General features: G+C 31.1%; 12 protein-coding genes. 3 read left to right on the forward strand and 9 right to left on the reverse strand.

Annotated elements, in window-relative coordinates:
- Nucleotides 1–105: 105 nt before the first annotated feature.
- The 7 genes from K5V21_RS04030 to K5V21_RS04060 all read right to left on the reverse strand — a co-directional run bounded on the left by K5V21_RS04030 (nt 106) and on the right by K5V21_RS04060 (nt 11,809).
- On the reverse strand, nt 106–870 hold the full coding sequence (locus tag K5V21_RS04030; protein WP_221859415.1) for an ABC transporter ATP-binding protein: 765 nt from the start codon (nt 868–870) through the stop codon (nt 106–108).
- Entirely contained in the window at nt 871–1,917 is a 1,047-nt protein-coding gene (locus K5V21_RS04035; RefSeq protein WP_221859417.1) for a FecCD family ABC transporter permease, read from the reverse strand.
- A 1-nt stretch (nt 1,918) separates the two neighbouring features.
- A complete protein-coding gene (locus tag K5V21_RS04040; protein WP_307495386.1) occupies nt 1,919–2,890 on the reverse strand; it encodes an ABC transporter substrate-binding protein in 972 nt (323 codons plus the stop codon).
- A gap of 254 nt (nt 2,891–3,144) precedes the next feature.
- Complete coding sequence (locus K5V21_RS04045; RefSeq protein WP_221859421.1) at nt 3,145–8,274, reverse strand: ZmpA/ZmpB/ZmpC family metallo-endopeptidase; 5,130 nt, start codon at nt 8,272–8,274, stop codon at nt 3,145–3,147.
- Nucleotides 8,275–9,059: 785 nt separating this feature from the next.
- Nucleotides 9,060–9,215, reverse strand: coding sequence for a hypothetical protein (locus K5V21_RS04050; RefSeq protein WP_204596593.1), 156 nt, complete (start codon nt 9,213–9,215; stop codon nt 9,060–9,062).
- 69 nt (nt 9,216–9,284) lie between these two features.
- Entirely contained in the window at nt 9,285–11,111 is a 1,827-nt protein-coding gene (gene glmS, locus K5V21_RS04055; RefSeq protein WP_221859423.1) for a glutamine--fructose-6-phosphate transaminase (isomerizing), read from the reverse strand.
- A 446-nt stretch (nt 11,112–11,557) separates the two neighbouring features.
- A complete protein-coding gene (locus K5V21_RS04060) occupies nt 11,558–11,809 on the reverse strand; it encodes a GIY-YIG nuclease family protein (protein ID WP_204596595.1) in 252 nt (83 codons plus the stop codon).
- A gap of 226 nt (nt 11,810–12,035) precedes the next feature.
- Between K5V21_RS04060 and K5V21_RS04065 the strand changes: the two genes are divergently transcribed.
- From K5V21_RS04065 to K5V21_RS04075, 3 genes are read left to right on the forward strand one after another with little or no spacing between them, the layout of a single operon-like run.
- Complete coding sequence (locus tag K5V21_RS04065; protein ID WP_221859425.1) at nt 12,036–12,500, forward strand: MarR family winged helix-turn-helix transcriptional regulator; 465 nt, start codon at nt 12,036–12,038, stop codon at nt 12,498–12,500.
- A 14-nt stretch (nt 12,501–12,514) separates the two neighbouring features.
- The gene (locus K5V21_RS04070; RefSeq protein ID WP_221859427.1) at nt 12,515–14,254 is read left to right on the forward strand and encodes an ABC transporter ATP-binding protein; all 1,740 of its coding nucleotides are present in this window, start codon (nt 12,515–12,517) and stop codon (nt 14,252–14,254) included.
- Nucleotides 14,241–16,115, forward strand: a complete 1,875-nt coding sequence (locus K5V21_RS04075; RefSeq protein ID WP_221859429.1) for an ABC transporter ATP-binding protein — start codon at nt 14,241–14,243, stop codon at nt 16,113–16,115. Before K5V21_RS04070 ends, K5V21_RS04075 begins: the two co-directional genes overlap by 14 nt.
- A 59-nt stretch (nt 16,116–16,174) precedes the next feature.
- On the opposite strand, the gene K5V21_RS04080 is transcribed toward K5V21_RS04075, so the two are convergent.
- Together K5V21_RS04080 and K5V21_RS04085 are read right to left on the reverse strand one after the other, a co-directional pair.
- Complete coding sequence (locus K5V21_RS04080; RefSeq protein WP_280637766.1) at nt 16,175–19,129, reverse strand: exosporium glycoprotein BclB-related protein; 2,955 nt, start codon at nt 19,127–19,129, stop codon at nt 16,175–16,177.
- A gap of 341 nt (nt 19,130–19,470) precedes the next feature.
- Nucleotides 19,471–20,583, reverse strand: a complete 1,113-nt coding sequence (locus K5V21_RS04085; protein WP_221859431.1) for a collagen-like protein — start codon at nt 20,581–20,583, stop codon at nt 19,471–19,473.
- Nucleotides 20,584–20,671 lie beyond the last annotated feature (88 nt).

Consider the following 20,671-nt stretch of genomic DNA (forward strand, 5'->3'; position numbering starts at 1 on the left):
CCAATACTTCTACCACTATAAATAAGATACAACCATTAAATTATCTTCCTATAATAAACTCCAGTTTACTATAAGATAAAAGCAATCTTAATATTAACCTTTTATTTATAGTAAATAACTTACATTCAGTTTATTACTATGAGGATTTATATATATATATGTATCCACTTCAAAAACCTCTTTAAACATTTCCTTAGTAAAGACCTCTTCTACAGTGCCTTCGTCAACTATTTTTCCACCTTTCACTACATATATATAATCGCAAAAAGCAGCTGCTATATTCATATCATGAATAGTGGTGAAAATAGTAATATTCGAATCCTTTAGCATATTCATTATCTGAATTTGATTTTTAATATCCAAGTGATTAGTTGGTTCATCTAGCACTATAAAATCTGTATCCTGGCAAAGAGCTAGTGCAATCATAACCCTTTGCTTCTCACCTCCGGATAGGCTAAAAAAACTACTATCTTTATATTTTATTAGTTCTACCTTTTCTAAAGATTCATCTATAATCTTTTCATCTTCATATCCTATATCTGAAGAAAATTTACTTGTAGAAGAAAGTCTCCCCATAGATACAATTTCTTTTACAGTAAAGTCAAATTCTAACTGATTCTCTTGCATAACAACAGCCATCAATTTAGAAAGCTCCTTATTCTTAAGTCCATTTATATTTTTACCATCTATAAGTATACTTCCACTCTCAGACTCTAATGTTCTATAAATATTTTTTAATAATGTAGTTTTCCCACAACCGTTTGGTCCTATCAGACCAACAAATTGTCCCTTTTTTATATTTAAATTTATATTAGATAGAAAGGGTAACTTTTTAATATTATAATTTAAATTTTTTATCTCAAGTTTCAATTATTTATTACCCCCAAAATCATAATTATTTAATCTTATTAAATATAAGAAGAATGGTGCTCCTAAAAGAGCTGTTACAATTCCAATAGGTATCTCTTCTGGGGATAATATCGTTCTCGCAATAGTATCTGTAACAACCATTAGTATTGCTCCAATAAGCATACTAAAAGGAATTAATCTCTTATGTTTAGAGCCTATACATTGCCTTGCTATATGTGGAACTATAAGTCCAACAAAGCCAATAACCCCTGTAAATGCAACAATAATTCCAGTTAATAACGTTGATATAAATAATATATATCTAATTAAAACTTTTGTATTAACACCTAGATTTCTTGCCATAACTTCTCCAAGAAGCAATGCATCTAAGTCTTTATAAAAAATATTAGTTATTATAAAAGATATTATTAGTATTATTGCTGAAAACTTCACTTGATTATAGTTTGCTCCAGCCAAACTTCCCATGGACCAAAATACTGCATTTTTTACTAAGCTATCATTTTTAGCATATACTATCACTAAATTTGTAATAGCTGCAAATATAAATGAAACTGCAACACCAGTTAATATAAGCCTATTTTTTAAATATTTTTTTGTTACTCCTGATATTTTAAATACCATAATTGCCGAAAGCATTGCTCCTAAAAATGCTCCGGCTGTTATCCCAAGGCTTCCTAAGAATGAAAAAGCACCTAATACTATTGATATTGTTGCACCGGTACTTGCCCCAGAAGATATTCCAAGAATGTATGGATCTGATAAAGAATTCCTTGTTAAGGTTTGCATTAAAGCTCCAATAAAAGATAATGCACTTCCGGCTATTATAGCTAGAAATATTCTCGGAAGTCTTAGTTTGAAAATAATAGACTCTATATTATTTCCCCAAGTATTTGGATAAATATCTTCTCCAAATAGTTTATTTGTAAATGCCTTAAAAATTATATCTACATCTATTTTTACTGAACCAAAGGTTATACAAATCATGCTTACTATTATTAACACCAATATTAGTACTATTAAACTTGTCTTAAAATTCTTTTTAATCATATTACTTATTGAACTTATCAGGATAGAAACCTTCAGCTAATTTTTTAACTGTTCCTGGAATTCTTTCTCCAGGATATAATTCAGCTAAATCTACTTTTATAAATCTATTATTTTTTACAGCATTTACATCCTTTAATGCAGGGTTTGATTTTAGTTCTTTCACCTTCTCTTCAAAGGTTTTTCCGCCATTATCAGTAGAATATTCTAAAACCATTATTACATCTGGATTTCTCTTAACTATTTCTTCAATCGATACTTGGGGATAAGTTTTATCCATATCTCCAAATATATTTTCACCTTGAGCTAATTTAATAATATCATTACTTAATCCTGAGCCTACAACAACAGCTTTGTCAGTTCCTGAATCATATCCTAATACTTTTACTTTTTTATCAATATTACTTATCTTGCTAGTAGTTTCTTTTAGCTCTGATTTAATTTTATTTATTACTTCATCTGCTTTATCTTGAGTTTCAAAAATTATTCCAAGATTCCTAAAATCTTCGTATACTGAATCGATATTTGCATTAGAATCTGTAGATCTTGGTATGTATGCTTTTATATTATTTTCTTTTAGCCACTCAATAGTTCCTACACCTTTGTCAGTAAAGTCTCCACCCCATCCAATTATAAAATCAACATTATTTGCTAATATTTGTTCTTTTGCTGGATACGTTTTACTCATTACTGGCACTTCATCATAAGCTTTCTTTAAAGGTGGCCATATATTATTTTCAGCATATGCTGTTCCAGCCATATCTTTTTGTAAATCAAGAGATAACATCATCTCAATCATAGCATTTGTTATGGCTAATGATTTTGTTGGTTTAGTGTCATATGTCATTGAAAATTTATTTACGCTATCATCATGTCTATTAGTCTGAACAAAATCTAATGTGAGGGATTTAGAACTTTTATCTTTCTTAACGTTGTCCTTTGAACATCCTACTAAAAATATTAATGCACAACACATTAACGAAACATATATTAGGGATTTTTTCATATTACTCATAAACTTCTCCTTTAAATTTAATTATAATTTGATATTTTAGCGCTAAATATCTAATATTTTGAAATTTAATTAAATGATACCATGATTTTTGTTAAATTTCTCATATATATAAATTAACTTTTTATTAACTCAAGCTATAGAATATTAATTTAAAAAGATTAATGAAAAAGCTTATACACTCTCATATAAGAATGTATAAGCTTAATACCTTTTAATTATTTTCTTATAACGCTATTTATATCACTATTTTTCAGTTTAGGATAATATCCTTTATTAACATTACTTAAATCCCACACTGTTTCTTTCCATAATAGTTTATCAGTATAAAACGTTTTATCATTTAGATCAGCCTCTGATGCTACATCTATTTTTCCTACATATGTCTCTATAGCATTAGCCTTTCCAGCTGAACCTTCAAATTCATAATTATTTGTTAATCTATCTTTTAGGTTATTTGATACAAATTTATAATTTGATGAATTACCTATAGAAAGATTGTTTTTTATTTGTCCTACCGCTTGGTTTTCTGCAACTCCTATAAATCCACCAGTTAAAGTTCCTCCTGATACATTAGCTCCAGAATAGCTATTACTTATAGTAGTTCTACTATCCCCTATTAATCCACCTACATAATCACTCTTTCCTTTTATAGTCCCTAATGAATATGAATTTTCAATGCTTCCTCCATATTTTGCACCAGCTATTCCCCCAGCAAATCTACCTAATGATTCTACACTTGCATTAGCTGATACTTTTTTTATTATTGTTCCTGATCTATCAAATCCAATTAAAGCGCCTACCGTTGTTTTTCCAACTATTGATGAATTTACAACATGCACATCTTCAATTTTACTATTAATGCTATCACCTGATAAAGCTCCTACCCTATCAGTACTTTTCATATCTATATTAGCACCTTCAATAATTAATGATGTTACATCTGCACCTTTTAAAGTTTTAAATAAAGGTGTCTTTAAACCTATAATTCTATGGCCTCTTCCTTGTATAAATCCCCTAAATTCATTTACTACTGATTCAGAAGCTTCAACTTTTGAAAAATCTATATCATTTTCAAGATAATAAACACCTTCTGGATTATTATTTATTTTTAAAATAAATTCCTCAGAAGTTTTTATTTTTCCACTAATATTAGATGTTCCAAATATTGACTTATTAAAATCATCTGTACTATTTTTCATTAGCTTATATACTTTTTCTCTCACTTGCTTAGAAGCATTTTTATTATTAGCATTATCTAATTTATATGCTTCTTTAAACATATCTTTTATTTTTTCCTTAGAAAGAATTGATACACCTTTGTTCTTTATTTCTTCTTCTCTTTCTTTATATAATCCTAATTTCCAGCTTTCAAAATTCAAGCTTTTATTATTATATATTCCTTTTAAAGCATCTAAATCATTTTTATATCCATCTCTATTAGTTAGGAATGGTATAAATCCATCTGTCCATCCCTTATCTGCCAATAATTCAAATGCCATTCTTTTTATGGATACATTATCAGCTCTTCCATTTTCATTTACTCCATGATAATAGCTTGCTGATAATACATTGCTTCCACCATAATCATTAGGTCTTATATCTGTATTTAACCTTGAATCTCTCTCTATGACCAATTTATTATTTATTAAATCAGCTATTGTTTTTAGGTTCATTCCCTTAATTTCATCTACAGTAACTTTTCTATAATGTTTAAAGCTTTTATCTGATGTTCCATCTACTTTACCATATTCATATTTCCATAATAACTCTGACTGTTTCTCAACTGGCATTTCAAGTAAAGCTTCTGCTTCTGCTAAGTCTAATGTATAAACTGCATCCATTAATCCCTTCATAAAGGATTGCATGTTTTCTTTTGAATTAAGCCTCTCTGGAGATTTATTCAAAAATCCACTACCTTTCTCATCTTTGTTAATTGCCCAGTTCATACCTATTAATCCATTATAGGCTTCATATTGGAAAAGACCTGTCGCAAAATCTTCTGCTCCTAATCCATTTCTTCTTCCTTGCCCATCTAATATTATCCTTCCATCTTGATCATGGGCATTTTCATGTGTCCATACTGAGAATGGGTATTCTCCTCCCAGGTTTCTAGCATGTACATAAGTTACCCAATACCCATTAGCAAAAGCCGCTGAGCCATTATTTTTGGGTCCTGTTAACATTCTAAGTGGCTTGTAGAACCCTTCGCTTCCTTCATTAGATTCATCTAATAAATTAATCCATGCTCCATTTGATAATTTAGGTGTATCCCATGCTGGGAACTGTCTCATATTTTTGTCTACGTTATTACTAACATATGTTACTGAATTATAGTAATTTTCATACCAACTTGCTGTCTCATTTAGTAATCTTAGATATTCTCCTTCATCAGCTGTATAACTTGATCTATTACCAAATGCAATTGTTCCTACTGTTGAAATTATATAAATACTATCTTCCTTTAATGTAAGTGCTGGTAAAAGAAAAGCACCATCACCTGCTTGTGTATTACTTACTAATCCATCCCATGCTGTATATCTTAAATTTGGATATTTTTTTGATGGTTTTTCAATAATTTTACCTGAGAAATTCTTAACTAGCCACTTGCTTGGACTATCACTTCCATCAAATATTTTTATATTTTTTTCTATAAATTTCTCTACAGTTTCTTTACCATATAAATTTGATAAATAGTTTTTATAGAATATTTGTGTTCTATTTGTTTTTAAATCATCCTTACTTATATTTTTAAAGGTATCTATTAATTTCTTAGTACTTGTATTGCTTTGTGTTTTAGGATAAATGTACATAATATCATTAAGTTTTATATCTCCAATTTTAATATCATACCATCTATCTATATAACTTTTAGACAGTAGTATATAATTTAAATTTTTCTCGATATCTTCTTTTATTTTTCTATTTATAAGAGCATTAGATGATGTTATATTCCAATCATCAACAGCTGTCATTATACTATATAAATTTTCAACACTATTCTTCTTTACTTTATTATAATCCTTATCTAGCATATACCAGTCTAAATCATGCGAAGTTTTTGAATCAGTCCATAGTGCATCCTTTTGTATATTTCGTCCACCTATAATACTTAATATATCATCAAAGGATTTAGATTCAATTAGAGCTTTCAATTCATTTATAACTTCTGAATTTCCTTTAGTTATAAAGCTGCTTGGATTATATATTAAACTTGTCCCATTTATTAAATAATTTACTATAGAGCTTTCTAATACTTCTGTGCCTAGTGCTACTTTAAACTTCTTAATGGCTCCATCTTCATATATAACCATTATTTCATCTATATCCTTATAGTTTTCTGTAGTTATATTTAATTTAACCTTTCCAGAATTTAATGGTTCTATACTTTTAATAACTTTTTTATTTAATTCATTATCTTTACTAATTGTATTACCATATGAAACTATATACTCACTTTCATAGTAAGGCATTAATTTATAAACATTATGATATGCTATAAGTTTATCTTTATTAAAATCCTTGAATTTAGATATTCTATCTAGATTAGGTATATTAAGACCATTTTTCTTTGCAATATCATTAACTACTTTTATATCACCTGAGCTTAAAGTTTCACCCAAAGACTCATTAGATTGTTTTTTATTTCTTGGATCATTATTTTTAAGTGTTGGATATTCCCCCTCTGAAACTTTACTTAAGTCCCAAGTGTTACTATCCCATTTTAAAGTGTTTATGTAAAAATCTTTATTCTCTTTATTTTCTTTGGTTGCTATATTAATTCCAGATGGTTTTGATGATAAATCTTCTATACTAATTCCTTTAGCTTCTTTATATTCATATACATTTCTATGTCTACCAAGATAATTTCTATCCCCATCTACCTTTAATCCATTTGTAACATTTCCAAATGAAATATTGTTTAAACTATTACCTGATGTATAAGTTGAACCTATTAATCCTCCTACCTGCCTATTTGAAACCGTTGAATTAATATTTACAGCTGAGAAAGAATTTAATATTGTTCCGCCTGTAATCTGCCCAACTATTCCCCCAGCTTTATTACTAGTACTTGATGGTGATGCTGTTATTGAACCTAAAGCATATGAATCTTTAATATCTCCCCCTGAACTCTTAATCCCTATAAATTCACCTACATTACCATTAGATACAACAATATTGGCATCTACTGATGACTTACTTATATAAGAACCATCATCTTTTCCAATTAATCCTCCAACTGTGTCTGCACCTGATATTTTTCCAATTACATGAGTATTAGTTATATCACTTTTACTAGAAACTTTGGCTAATGCTCCTACTTGAGTTTTATTTGTTTCTATATTAACGTCATCTAATATTAATCCATTAATAGTTGCATTTTTTATTTCTTTAAATAAAGGTAATTTTAAATTATATATTTTAAATCCATTACCATTTATTTTTCCTGTAAATGCTTCTGTTATTATAGATTCTCCATCAGTATAATATCCTGCATCAATATCCTTAGATAACTCTATTTCTGCTGATGGATTTGAATTTATAACTGCTTTTAAGCCTTGTATATTTTCAATATTTATATTATTTTTATTATCTTTTGAATTATATTTAAATTTAAACCCATCAGTTTTTGTTCCATCATTCGAAACTTGAACTAAATTAGGAAAATCAACCTCAAATTCCAATTCATTATTAGTTACTTTATACCCTTTTAAAGGTGCCTTTAATATTGGCATATCCTTTAATTTTATTTCTACAAAGTACTCATTTAAATTTAATTTATCTTTTATGTCTACTAAATCTATAGTTTCTATAGTTCCATTATTATCCTTATAAAGTTGAATTCCTACTATGTCTTTTAATTCTATTCTTTTTTTAACAGTATGTACTTCTTCATTTAAAAGCTCTTGATTTTCTATTTTATTATCATCTTTTGTTGTATTATTTAAAGCATTGCTATTATAACCTATTTTCGTTACAATCCCATTACTCTCTTCTTTAGTATCTTTATTTATAGATCGATTATCATTCTCACTTTGTTTCGATTCTTTTATTGTCTTTATAGTATTGCTATTATCTGCATCTGATTTTGTACTGCTTTCATTCCCCCTATCTACCTTTATATTATTACTGCTCTCTTTACTAATACTATCTGAATTTTTATCTATACTATTTTCAGATGTATTTTTTTCTTCATTTTCAGTAACTATATTAGTCGCACTTGCAACCTTTTTAATACTATAATTGTGTCCAGTAAAAATACTGGTAATTAATATTAAAATAGCTACAGCCACAAATATGAGTTTAGAGTGATCTTTTTTACCTAGTTTTTTTATTATATTTCGCATATTTAAACTCAGCCCCCTTTATTTAATTTTATTTGTATGTAGTTAATTTATTGAGTCTATAATATATATAAAAAAGTATTATCAGTATTATATATTACATTTTTACTGATAATCCTTATTATTTTTAAAACTAATTATATATTCCTCTATCTACACTATAGTTACATATAGCTTCTATCCCATTTCTATTTCAACCGTAAATTAATCTATCATATCCTATACTAAATCTTTCTATATCTGATTTTTTTATGTACTTATCTATAACTTTTTTATTTCGTCAATAATATTTATATGATATCATTTACACTAAAAATTGTTTGATACACAACCTATAAATTATCTTCTTCCACTTTTATCATTTATATCAAATTCTTTTAGATGTCCTATATACTTTTTTACTTTTATAAAATTCAATTTTAATTTTGCCCCAAACACAAAATAAAGAAGATAATATTTTGTTATCTTCCTACTCTTTCAACTATTAATTCATCAATAAATTTCCATTATTTTTAACATTATTATAGCATATTATCTAATTCTGTAAATAATATAAAACCATCTTTTTTATATATTTATAGTTATTTTTCTTATATTTCAATAAAAATTCCATAATATGTTTATTGTTTATTTAAATTTTAACTTTTTTAATATAACATTTCCATCCAATCTTAATTTAGTTTATTTCTAGTTAATAAACATATATCTTTAAAAATCATATTATTTTTAGCTCAAATAAAAAAGCCTATACATTCTTATATAAGAATGTATAAGCTTAATACTTTTTATTATTTAACTATATTTTCTAAGTCCTCAACAATCATGTTAATTACTTCTATCTTTGATTTTGCTGATTCATTATCAGGCATCCATTCTAATCCTGAGTTTAGGCTATTCCCAGTCTCCTTATACTCTCTGATCAATTTCAATAACTCTTCTCTCATAAAAAATCTCTCCTAACTCGCACAGGTAATATTTTACTTTACAGTATATTATACCTCTAAATTGGAATTTTATTCAACTGTTACTGATTTTGCTAGATTTCTTGGCTTATCTATGTCAAATCCTTTAAAACTTGCAACATAGTAAGCTAATAGTTGTAATTCAACAGCTGCAATAATTGGTGCAAACATATCGATAGTTTCAGGTATGAATAATACATTATCTAAAACTTCTTGAGCTTTTTCGCTTTGTCTAAATGTTATTCCAAAATTAATTGCTCCTCTTGATTTTATTTCAACAACATTACTAATCATTTTATCTATTAAATTCTTTTGAGTAAGAACTGAAACAACCTTTGTACCTTTTTCTATTAAAGCAATTGGTCCATGTTTTAATTCTCCTCCAGCATAAGCTTCTGAATGGATATATGATATTTCTTTTAATTTTAATGATCCTTCTAAAGCAAGTGCAAAATCCATTCCTCTTCCTAAGAAAAATATATCATCTTCATCTTTAATTTCTTCTGCAACTTTCTTTACATCTTCTGTATCTTTTAATACTTCTTCTATCTTTTCAGGAATTAATAATAATTCCTTCTTTAAATTACTTATTTCTTCTTCACTTACAGTTTTTAAAAGTTCTCCAAAGTACATTGCAATTGTATGCATTATTACTACTTGTGTAGTATATGCCTTTGTTGATGCTACTGAAATTTCTGGTCCTGCCATAGTGTATATAACATGATCAGCCTCTCTTGAAATTGTACTTCCAACAACATTTGTAACAGCTAATGTCTTTGCTCCAGCTTTATTACAATCTCTTAATACCGCTAAAGTATCTGCTGTTTCACCTGATTGGCTTAATACAACAACTAATGATTTATCAGTAACTAGTGGATCTCTATATCTAAATTCTGATGCAATATCAACTTCTACTGGTATTCTTGCAAGTTTTTCTATTGAGTATTTACCCATTAATCCTGCATGGTATGCAGTTCCACAAGCTACCATATAAATTCTATCAATGTTTTCTAGCTCTTCTTTTGAAATTTTAAAATCATCAAAACAAATGCCATGTTCCATTGATACTCTTGAAGTCATAGTATCCCTAATTGCTTTTGGCTGTTCGTGAATTTCTTTTAACATGAATGAATCAAATCCGCCTTTTTCTGCTGCATCTGCATTCCATGTTACTTTAAATACTTCTTTATCTATCTTATTGCCGTTCTCATCAAGAAGTTTTACTCCTTCTTCTGTTATAACAACAAATTCATTATCTTCTAAAAGATATACATCTCTAGTGTAGTTTAAAACTGCTGGTATATCTGAGGCAATAAAGTTTTCGTCTCCTTCTAATCCTACGATTAATGGACTATCCTTTCTTACAGCTACAAGCTTATCAGGTTCTGCATTACAAACTGCTCCTATTGCAAAGCTTCCTTGTAAATCCTTTGATGCTCTAACTACTGCCTTAAATAAATCTCCTTCATAGTAGTATTCTATAAGGTTTGGTATAACCTCAGTATCTGTTTCTGAAACAAAGTTACATCCATTGCTCTTTAAAAATTCTCTAAGTTCAATGTAGTTTTCTATAATACCATTGTGAACAACAGCTACATCTCCTTTTGAACTTAAATGAGGATGTGAATTAACATCTGATGGCTCCCCATGAGTTGCCCATCTAGTATGTCCAATTCCGATACTTCCTTTCATAGGATTTTCCTTTAGGCTTTCTTCTAAATTAGCAAGACGTCCTTTTTGCTTTCTAACGTCAATCTTGCCATCCTCTATAACAGCTACTCCAGCTGAGTCATATCCTCTATACTCAAGCTTTGATAATCCCTCTACTAAAAAGTTAGTTGCTTGTCCTTTACCAACATATCCTACTATTCCGCACATAAAAATCTTCCTTCCTTTGTATCTAATATTATATTTAATTGTCATCTTCTTTACGATTTTCTCCTAGCGTAAATAAAAATGGGTATAATAATCCTAGGACTACAAAAACCATAAAATTGAAGGTTTTAACACCAGATTGGATTTGTGCTATAGATTGCTCCATAGTTTTGCCAATCGTTAACGGTAGTGCGATACCGTGGGGCACCCGCCGAAAAGTTTCGATAACTCCCAACCTCGTCAACTTAAGCTGCTATTAAAATTTATCATAATAAGCTTACCTAAGTTCTGGCGCTTTTTATTTATTTAAAAATCTATTCCTATAACATTCACTTCCTTTTTACAAAACTTTATACCTTCCAAATTATTTTATCATATTTTTTTAGTTTGTCTATATGATTAACATATTTTATTATTCTAACTTTTGCTACAAATTTCAATAATTTCATTTAAATTTTTTTAAAATTTTCTATCATTTTTAATTTCTTTTCTCTACTCATTTTTTTGATTTCATATTCTCTTTTCATTGCTTTAATTTTTTCTTCAAATTCTTCAAAATATACAAGTTCTAATGGGCCTCTCCCCTTTGTATATTTTGCTCCTTTTCCTTCTTTATGCGCTCTAAATCTACGCTCTAGATTATTAGTCCATCCTGTATAAAGAGATTTATCTTTACATCTTATTATATAAACATAATTCATTTTATCACCTTATTTTTATTTATTTTTGTATATTAAATTGTTAAATCACAAAGTATATATTTTATCGATAACGTTTTACTAAATCATTGTAATATTTTCTTAATTCTTTTACCATAATTTTTTAGAACTTATAGCTTGTTTTTTTTATAAAATGGTATTAAAATAAAAAACAGTTAGTCACCTAACTATTAGTCGACTAACTATTTCTAATGAAAGGAGTTCTATTATGAATTCAGAAGATAATTTTTCTTTTCATAAATTATTAGGTCAAGTAGTAAGATTGCATTTTTGTTTGACTCATAAAACTTTAGAAAAAGAAGGTCTATATCCTGGGCAACCCCCTCTTTTATATGCATTATATGATGAAGATGGATTAAGCCAAAAGGAAATAGCAGAAAAATTACATTTAAAACCTGCAACAATTACTGTAATGATTAAAAGACTAGAAAAAGCAGGATTTATAAAAAAAGTTGCGGACGAAAATGACCAAAGAATCTCTAGAATTCATTTAACTGAGAAAGGTATTTCATCTTGTGTTGACCTAAAAAGTATGGTTAAACAAATTGATGATATTTGCCTGCATAATTTCACTGATGACGATATAAATTCTTTAAAAATCTTATTAGAGAGAATACAAACAAATTTAAAAGTTCATAAAGAAAATACAGACAATAAAGATAATATTACTTAAGGAGTGATAAAGACATGTTAAAACTGTTTAAGCATCTAAAGCCATATAGTAAACAATTAATATTTGTATTAATTTTACTATTCATTCAAACAATGACTCAGTTATATCTACCTACTCTATTATCTGAGATAGTAGACACAGGAATAATTAACGGTGATGTTAATTATATACTTAAAATTGGTGGAATAATGATCGGTGTTGCATTAATAGGTAGCGCTTGCACTATTTTTGCTAGTTTCATTTCTTCTAAAGTTTCAATGGGCCTTGGTAGAGACTTAAGAAGAAAAATATTTACTAAAGCAGAAACTTTTTCATTAAATGAAATTGATAAAGTTGGTACTGCATCACTTATTACTAGAACAACAAATGACGTTAACCAAGTACAACAAGTTGTTATTATGATATTAAGAATGATGGTTACTGCACCTCTTATGTGCATAGGTGGTATCATAATGGCTGTTTCTGTTAATAAAGATTTATCCTTAATACTTTTAGTTTCAATGCCAATTGTAATTATAGCAATCTTACTTATTGGTAAAACTGGTATGCCAATGTTTAAGGCAATGCAAGTAAAACTTGATAAAATAAATAGAGTTTTAAGAGAAAATCTTACTGGTATAAGAGTTATTAGAGCATTTAATAAGCAAGGCTTTGAAAAGAAAAGATTTGATGAAGCTAATGATGACTTTACTGATAATGCAATAAAAGTAAATAAAATAATTGCTTCATTAATGCCTATATTAATGCTTATATTAAATCTAACTTCTGTTGCAATACTTTGGTTTGGTGCAAATAGAATAGATGCTGGTACTATGGAAGTTGGTAACCTTATGGCATTCTTACAATATGTAATGCAAATAATGTTCTCACTTATAATGGTAAGTATGCTATTTATCATGATTCCTAGAGCTTCAGCTTCAGCTGGTAGAATAAATGAGGTGCTAGCTATAGAACCTGATATAGTAGATCCTAAAAAACCTATAAACAAAAGTAATAAAAAAGGATTTGTTGAGTTTAAAGATGTATCATACTTCTATCCTGGTGCAGAAACTGCTGCATTAAATAATATTTCTTTTGAAACTAGACCAGGTGAAACTACTGCTATTATAGGTGGTACAGGCTCCGGTAAATCTACAATATTAAATCTTTTAACAAGATTCTATGATGCTTCAAAAGGAGAAATTCTAGTTGATGGAATTAACATAAAAGACATGTCCCAAGAGACCCTTAGAAGTAAAATTGGATTTGTTCCTCAAAAGGCTGTACTTTTCTCAGGAACAATTGCAGAAAACTTAAAATATGGTAAAGAAGATGCTACTATGGATGAATTAGTTCATGCCGCAAAGATAGCTCAATCATATAATTTTATTGAAGAAAAAGAAAATGGTTTTGACTCTATCGTTGAACAAGGTGGTAAAAACTTCTCAGGCGGTCAAAAGCAACGTCTTTCTATAGCTCGTGCTTTAGTTAGAAAACCTGAGGTTTACTTATTTGATGATAGCTTCTCAGCTCTTGACTTTAAAACTGATTCAAAACTTAGAGCCGCTCTTAAAAGTGAAACTACAGAATCAGCTGTTATTATAGTCGCTCAAAGAGTAAGTACGATAATGGATGCTGATAGAATATTAGTTTTAGAAGATGGTAACATCGTTGGAATGGGCACTCATAAAGAATTACTAAAAAACTGTGCAATTTATCAAGAAATTGCCTCATCACAACTTTCAGAGGAGGAACTTTCAAATGAGCATAGATAAGAATAAACAAAAATCAGCTGCTCCTATGGGTGGAAATAAAGGTGCCCATGGCGTAGTCATGGGTGGTGAAAAAGCTAAAGACTTTAAAGGAACAGCAAAAAGACTTTTACAATATTTAAATCCACATAAAACTAAACTTATTTCTGTAATTTTTATGGCCATAATAAGTACAGCATTTACTGTATTTAGTCCTAAATTACTTGGAGAAACTATTAACGTAATACTTGAAGGTATGATTGCTAAATTTAAAGGAATACCTGGTGCTTCAATTGACTTTTCAAAATTAACTCATTACATTTTATTACTTTTATTCTTCTATGTATTAAGTGCAGTCTTTATGTATCTTCAACAGTATATAATGGCAGGAGTTGCTCAAAATACAGTTCGTGATATGAGAAAAGATGTTAATGAGAAGTTAAATAGACTTCCTATCAAGTACTTTGATGCTAACTCAAAAGGTGATATATTAAGTAGAGTTACAAATGACGTAGATAATATAAGTAGTACACTTCAACAAAGTTTAACTCAACTTATTACTGCTGTAATATCAATGATTGGTATTACTATAATGATGTTAACAATAAGCCCACTTTTAACTTTAATATGTGTATTAACTCTTCCAATTTGTATTATTGCAACTAGACCTATAATAGGTAAATCACAAAAGTTCTTTGCTACTCAACAAAAAGAGCTTGGTCAATTAAATGGGCATGTTGAAGAAGTTTATACAGGTCATACTGTTATAAAAGCTTTTGGTCATGAAAAGAAAGCTATTAACGAATTTGATGATATAAATGATAAACTTTATGATTCAGCTTGGAAAGCACAATTCATGTCAGGTTTAATAATGCCTTTAATGAATTTTATAAATAATGTAGGTTATGTTATTATTGCTGTAGTTGGTGGTATATTAGTTACTAAGGATAAACTAAGTGTCGGATACATTCAATCATTTATTCAATACTCAAGACAATTTACTCAAATGATTAATCAGACTGCTAATATAGCAAATATACTTCAATCAACGATGGCTTCTGCTGAAAGAGTATTCGAAATTTTAGATGAAGAAGAAGAAGTTAAAGACCCAGAACATCCAAAAACTTTAGAAGCCCCTAAAGGAAATGTTAATTTCAAAAATGTTAAATTTGGTTATACTCCAAATGAACTATTAATGAAAGATATGAATGTAACTGCAAAACAAGGTCAAACTATTGCAATAGTTGGTCCTACTGGTGCAGGTAAAACAACATTAATTAATCTTATGATGAGATTCTACGAGTTAAACGGTGGAGAAATTACATTTGATGGTGTAGATATAACAGACTTCAGCCGCGGATATTTAAGAAGCATGTTTGGTATGGTTCTTCAAGATACTTGGTTATTTAATGGTAGCATAAAAGATAATATAGCATACGGAAAAGAAGGTGCTACTTTTGAAGAAGTTGTAACTGCAGCAAAAGCAGCTCATGCTGATCACTTTATAAGAACATTACCTGATGGATATGATACTGTATTAAATGAAGAAGCTTCAAATATATCACAAGGACAAAAGCAACTATTAACAATTGCTAGAGCAATACTTGCTAATCCTAGGGTATTAATACTAGATGAGGCAACAAGCTCAGTAGATACAAGAACTGAAACTTATATCCAAAATGCTATGACAAGACTTATGGAAGGTAGAACAAACTTCGTAATTGCTCATAGACTATCAACAATAAAAGATGCAGATTTAATTTTAGTAATGAATCATGGCGATGTTATAGAACAAGGAAATCATGAAGAATTACTTGAAAAGAAAGGCTTCTACGCAGATCTTTATAATAGCCAATTTGCTCATGAAGAAGAAGCTACTGCTTAAAATATTTTAAAAGAAAGACTACTGAAACTTCAGTAGTCTTTTTTAGTTATAATTATTTTTTAAATTATTGTTAATCCTCCACTTGCATATCCAGCTATAGTATTTACTAAACTAAGCCCTGAAGCTGTTGCTGAAAATACTAATAATAAACGAGTTTGTGGATTGACTGTAATTGATAGTCCTGTTGTAATACCATTACTAATAGCACCGATTGATATTGCTCCAGTTAATGCTGGTGCCAATGTTACTGATGCTCCAGGTACTGCTGTAAAGCTATTATTAGGTGTTGTTGATTGATATAGTTGTGCAGTAATAGTTATTGTTGAACCTAATAGACTTAGAGCTGCAGTTACACTAAAGTATGCTGCAAGTGATGTTATCGTTCCAGTTCTTGGAACTGAAAATGCCATATTAAGAAGTGTTCCAGCTGCTCCTGTTAGATCTATAACTCCACCCACTATGCTGACTCCAGTAGCTGAATTACCAAATCCAACAAGTGATGTCGTACCTACTAAGCCTCCTACAACAGTTGTTAATGATACTGGTAATCCAGATGCATATGGAATAATTGCTCCATTTCCGGCTGGCCCTATTGCCCCTGTTGCTCCAGTTGCTCCAGTTGCTCCAGTTGCTCCAGTTACTCCAGTCGGTCCTATTGCTCCTTGTACTCCTGTTGCTCCGGTTGCTCCTGTTGGTCCAGTTGGTCCTATTGCCCCAGTTGCTCCTGTTGGTCCTATTGCTCCTTGTGGCCCTGTTGCTCCTGTTGGTCCTATTGCTCCTTGTGCTCCGGTTGCTCCTGTTACCCCAGTTGCTCCTGTTGGTCCTATTGCTCCTTGTGGCCCTGTTGCTCCTGTTACCCCAGTTGCTCCTGTTGGTCCTATTGCTCCTTGTGGCCCTGTTGCTCCTGTTGGTCCTGTTGGCCCTATTAATCCTTGTGCTCCTGTTGCTCCTGTTACCCCTGTTGCCCCAGTTGGTCCTATTGGCCCTTGTAACCCTGTTGCCCCAGTTGCTCCTGTTGGTCCTATTAATCCTTGTGGTCCAGTTGCTCCTGTTACCCCAGTTGCTCCTGTTGGTCCTATTGCTCCTTGTGGCCCTGTTGCTCCTGTTACCCCTGTTGCGCCAGTTACTCCAGTCGGTCCTATTGGTCCTATTGCTCCAGTTGCTCCGGTTGGTCCTTGTAACCCTGTTGCTCCTGTTACTCCAGTCGCTCCTGTTGGTCCTATTGGTCCTTGTAATCCTGTTGCTCCTGTTTCTCCTGTTGGTCCTGTTGGTCCTATTGCTCCTTGTGCTCCGGTTGCCCCTGTTACCCCAGTTGCTCCTGTTGGTCCTATTGGTCCTTGTAACCCTGTTGCTCCTGTTGCCCCTGTTGGTCCAGTTGGTCCTATTGCTCCTTGTGCTCCGGTTGCTCCTGTTACCCCAGTTGCTCCTGTTACCCCAGTTGCTCCTGTTGGTCCTATTGCTCCTTGTGGCCCTGTTGCTCCTGTTACCCCAGTTGCTCCTGTTGGTCCTATTGCTCCTTGTGGCCCTGTTGCTCCTGTTACCCCTGTTGCTCCTGTTGGTCCTATTGGCCCTTGTAACCCAGTTGCTCCAGTTGGTCCTATTGGCCCTTGTAACCCTGTTGCCCCAGTTGCTCCTGTTGGTCCTATTGGTCCTTGTAATCCTGTTGCTCCAGTTGGTCCTATTAATCCTTGTGCCCCGGTTGCTCCTGTTGGTCCTTGTAATCCTGTTGCTCCTGTTGGTCCTGTTGGTCCTATTGCTCCTTGTGCTCCGGTTGCTCCTGTTACCCCAGTTGCTCCTGTTGGTCCTATTGCTCCTTGTGGCCCTGTTGCTCCTGTTACCCCAGTCGCTCCTGTTGGTCCTATTGCTCCTTGTGGCCCTGTTGCTCCTGTTGCTCCTGTTACTCCAGTCGGTCCTATTAATCCTTGTGCCCCGGTTGCTCCTGTTGGTCCTTGTAATCCTGTTGCTCCTGTTGGTCCTGTTGGTCCTATTGCTCCTTGTGCTCCGGTTGCTCCTGTTACCCCAGTTGCTCCTGTTGGTCCTATTGCTCCTTGTGGCCCTGTTGCTCCTGTTACCCCTGTTGCTCCTGTTGGTCCTATTGGCCCTTGTAACCCTGTTGCCCCTGTTGGTCCTATTGGCCCTTGTAACCCTGTTGCCCCAGTTGCTCCTGTTGGTCCTATTGGTCCTTGTAATCCTGTTGCTCCTGTTACCCCAGTTGGTCCAGTTGGTCCTATTAATCCTTGTGCTCCGGTTGCTCCTGTTACTCCAGTTGCTCCTGTTGGTCCTATTGGCCCTTGTAACCCTGTTGCCCCAGTTGCTCCTGTTGCTCCTGTTGCTCCTGTTGCTCCAGTTACTCCAGTCGGTCCTATTGGTCCTATTGCTCCAGTTGCTCCGGTTGGTCCTTGTAACCCTGTTGCTCCTGTTACTCCAGTTGGTCCTGTTGGTCCTACTGGTCCTTGCGCTCCTGTTGCTCCGGTTGCTCCAGTTGCTCCAGTTGCCCCAGTTGGCCCTGTAGGTCCTGTCTGCCCACACGGATTACATTTTTCTTCTAAACATATATAAGGTTTTTGTCTTGTATTACTTGAACTAAATATAGCAGTACCATTACTTTCAGCTGACATATTTATTATCATTTCATCTATTCTTGATATATTTCCTTCTTTAATAATATCTAATAAACTCATATAAACATATCTTCTCTCATCAGTTATATTTGCTACATCTGTTATTGTTTTATCTAAAATTATATTTTGATTTATATCTCTAATTAATATATTGAATTTAATTAATATACTTCTTGTAAACCTTAATTCATCTAAATATAAATAAAATCTTAATATAGTATTATTTATACAATCTAAATCTTTACCTATATTAAATCTTAAGGAAACCCAGCATACTCTAGCATCACAATTAGAAATCTTAGGTTCATTGCAAACTAATAGTCTTCCGCAAATTTCTCTAGTTTCTCCATTGAAATACTGAAATTCTTCTGCAGGAGTTATTTTAACTTTCATTTTGTAAACCTCCTTTTTATCCTAAGTTCTATCCTATAATAGTATATTAAAAATTAATCAAAAGGTTGACAAAATAAAATACTAAGACTTCCATATTATTAATTGACTTTTCTAACAATAAATCTATCTCTAAAAGAATCTATGATTTGCTTATATTCTCTAATCTTGGTTTTGTCTTTGGATGCTTTAGAACAACTATAGTATAAAAAACTTTAGATATATCACAATAACAAAAGTAACTATTTCCCTAATTAAAAAGAAGCTCCTACTTAATATATTTTAGTTATAAATAAAAAAACTGCTGATAAATCATCAGTAGTTTTTTTAATTTAAATTCTATTTTATGCTATTCTAGTTATTGTGAAGTGAGATATATTTTTTCCATCTCCTATCGCTAATGTTAATTCACTATCTAAAGTAACTGATATTAATGCTGATTCAGGTAAAGTTACTATTCTATCAAATACAGAGTTCTGTCCTAATGTAACAGGTACACTAAGTCCATTTGCTATCCCTGTTATACTAACTGTCATATCTGAAAGACATACTCCTACTGGTACAAATATAAAGAAAGTTATTCTATAAACTCCCTCCTCTGCTACTATCAATTGATCTGCAGTGTGTGTAATTCCGATCTCTTCACTTACTATATCATCAAATAAATTTAAACGATTATTATTTAATTCTGTTGCTGAAAGATCAGTGCGTTTAATATATGACCCATAAGCTGCTGATGGAGTTATTCCTGTTGGTCCTGTTGGTCCTGTTGGTCCCATTAATCCTTGTATTCCAATTGGTCCTTGTGGCCCTATTGGTCCTTGTGGCCCAGCTGGTCCAATTGCTCCTGTTGGACCAGTCACTCCCTTAGTCCTAGTTGTCCCTGTTACTCCTATATCTTCTCTTGACATAGTTGATTCTGTTGATTCTGTTTGGCTTATTACCTCAATTTGTTCTGTTGATACTATTGACTTTGTTGGAACATTATCTTCTTCCAAATATACAGAAGTTCTTTTCTTATTGCTATTTGAATTAAATATAGCAATACCACTACTTTCAGCCGATATATTTATTATTATCTCATCTATTCGCGATATATTTTCATCTTTAATAATATTAAATAAATCTAAATGAACGTATCTTCTTTCATCCATCATATCCATTACATCTGTTAAGGTCTTATCTAAAACTGTACCTGTAGTTTCATTATTAATAACTATATTAAATTTAATTAGAATACTTCTAGTAAATCTTAATTCACTTAAATAGAGTCTTAGCATAGCGTCTTTTATAGAATTCAAATCTTTATTTATATTAAATTTCAAAGAAATCCAACAAACATTTGAATCATTATTATAGCTTTTAGGCTCATTACAAATTAATAATCTGTTATGAACCTCTTTAACTTCTCCATTTAAATACTGAATTTCTTCTGTAGGAGTTATTTTAACTTTCATTGTAAACCCCCTTTTCATACTAAATTATCTCCTATAAACAATATATTATAAATCAGCTATAAGGTTGACAAAAAGAAAGTCAAGGTTA

Source organism: Clostridium sardiniense (assembly GCF_019753795.1).
Lineage (GTDB): Bacteria > Bacillota > Clostridia > Clostridiales > Clostridiaceae > Clostridium > Clostridium sardiniense.